Consider the following 1,617-nt stretch of genomic DNA (forward strand, 5'->3'; position numbering starts at 1 on the left):
GACAGCCTTGGCACGGGGGTTGCTATTACGATGCAGCAACACTGAGTGAGGGCTGAGTGCACGCAGACGCGCAAGACGAGCGATGCTCTCCTTCCCTTGAACCCGTGTGCCTCGTTTCTGAGAGAGAAACAAAGCTGGCGCGCGAGCCAGCGCGCAAACTTTGGCAAATCGGTTGATGCAGAGCAACATGTCTTCACTGAGACAAATCGCGTTCTGCGGCAAGGGTGGCATCGGCAAGTCGACCACCTCGCAGAACACGCTGGCGGCGCTGGCCGAAATGGGCCACAAGATCCTGATCGTGGGCTGCGATCCCAAGGCGGACTCGACCCGCCTGATCCTGCACGCGAAAGCACAGGACACGATTTTGAGCCTGGCGGCGAGTGCCGGCAGCGTCGAGGACCTTGAACTCGACGACGTCATGAAGATCGGGTATCAGGACATCCGCTGCGTCGAGTCGGGTGGTCCGGAGCCGGGCGTCGGCTGCGCTGGCCGCGGAGTCATCACCTCGATCAACTTCCTGGAAGAGAACGGCGCCTATGAGAACATCGACTACGTCTCCTATGATGTGCTCGGCGACGTCGTCTGCGGCGGTTTTGCGATGCCGATCCGCGAGAATAAGGCGCAGGAAATCTACATCGTCATGTCCGGCGAGATGATGGCAATGTATGCCGCCAATAACATTTCCAAGGGCATTTTGAAGTATGCCAACTCTGGTGGCGTGCGGCTCGGCGGCCTGATCTGCAACGAGCGACAGACAGATAAGGAGCTGGAACTGGCGGAGGCGCTCGCCAAGAAGCTCGGCACCCAGCTGATCTATTTCGTGCCGCGCGACAACGTCGTGCAGCACGCGGAGCTGCGCCGCATGACCGTGCTGGAGTATGCGCCGGAGTCCCAGCAAGCCGATCACTATCGCAATCTTGCGACCAGGATCCACCACAATGGCGGCAAAGGCATCATCCCTACCCCGATCTCCATGGATGAGCTGGAGGACATGCTGATGGAGCACGGCATCATGAAGCCAGTTGACGAGTCCATCGTCGGCAAGACCGCCGCCGAGCTCGCCGCCGAGTAAAGAGCATACCGATGGAGGCCGGCTTTCCCAATGCTTAATGAGGGAGGCCGGCGTTCCGGCGAAAGATCTCGTGACCAGCATCACGATGCAGCAGAGCATACTTGATCGCGGTGGAAAGGTCGGCCATCAATGTTCGAAGCGCAATTCTTTCCGCTTATGGCTGCCAGAGCGAGTGATGTGAACGGTGGGCGGCATAGGGGAATTGCGACCTATCGCCTGCTCACTGGGGCGCACCCCGCAGATGCCGACACAACCAGTGATAGCAATTTCGATCGCCACGCGCTGGCGTCCATTCTGGCGCTCGCCACGATGGATGGTGGTCTTCTTTCCGAGAAGGTCGGTCTGTCAAGCCATGAGCTGGCGGCATTGGTGGAGCAGTACTTCCCGTCGGTTCGGATGAACGCCGAGGAGTTGCTCTTGCGTTTCAAGCGCAATGAGAGCGATGAGGGCGCAATGTTGCGTGATCTCCTGCTCGCGCAACGCTCGACCGAAGGGGATATCGGCAACTGGCTGGCTGCGATGATCGCGCGTCGCGCGATCGAGCC

2 protein-coding genes are annotated in these 1,617 nt (G+C 59.7%); both read left to right on the plus strand.

Annotation, left to right across the window (positions count from 1 at the left end; genetic code table 11):
* Nucleotides 1–187: 187 nt before the first annotated feature.
* Nucleotides 188–1,072: a nitrogenase iron protein gene (gene nifH / locus AC5ZG1_RS43880; protein WP_496136509.1), complete on the plus strand. Its 885-nt coding sequence runs from the start codon at nucleotides 188–190 to the stop codon at nucleotides 1,070–1,072.
* A 129-nt stretch (nucleotides 1,073–1,201) separates the two neighbouring features.
* The coding region (locus tag AC5ZG1_RS43885; protein ID WP_455999054.1) for a nitrogen fixation protein NifQ at nucleotides 1,202–1,617 on the plus strand (416 nt) is incomplete at its 3' end.

It is taken from the genome of Bradyrhizobium sp. Leo78 (assembly GCF_059512425.1).

Coding starts and splice junctions, on each gene's coding strand:
- nifH (WP_496136509.1), top strand. CDS start 188: ATGTCTTCACTGAGACAAATCGCGTTCTGCGGCAAGGGTGGCATCGGC.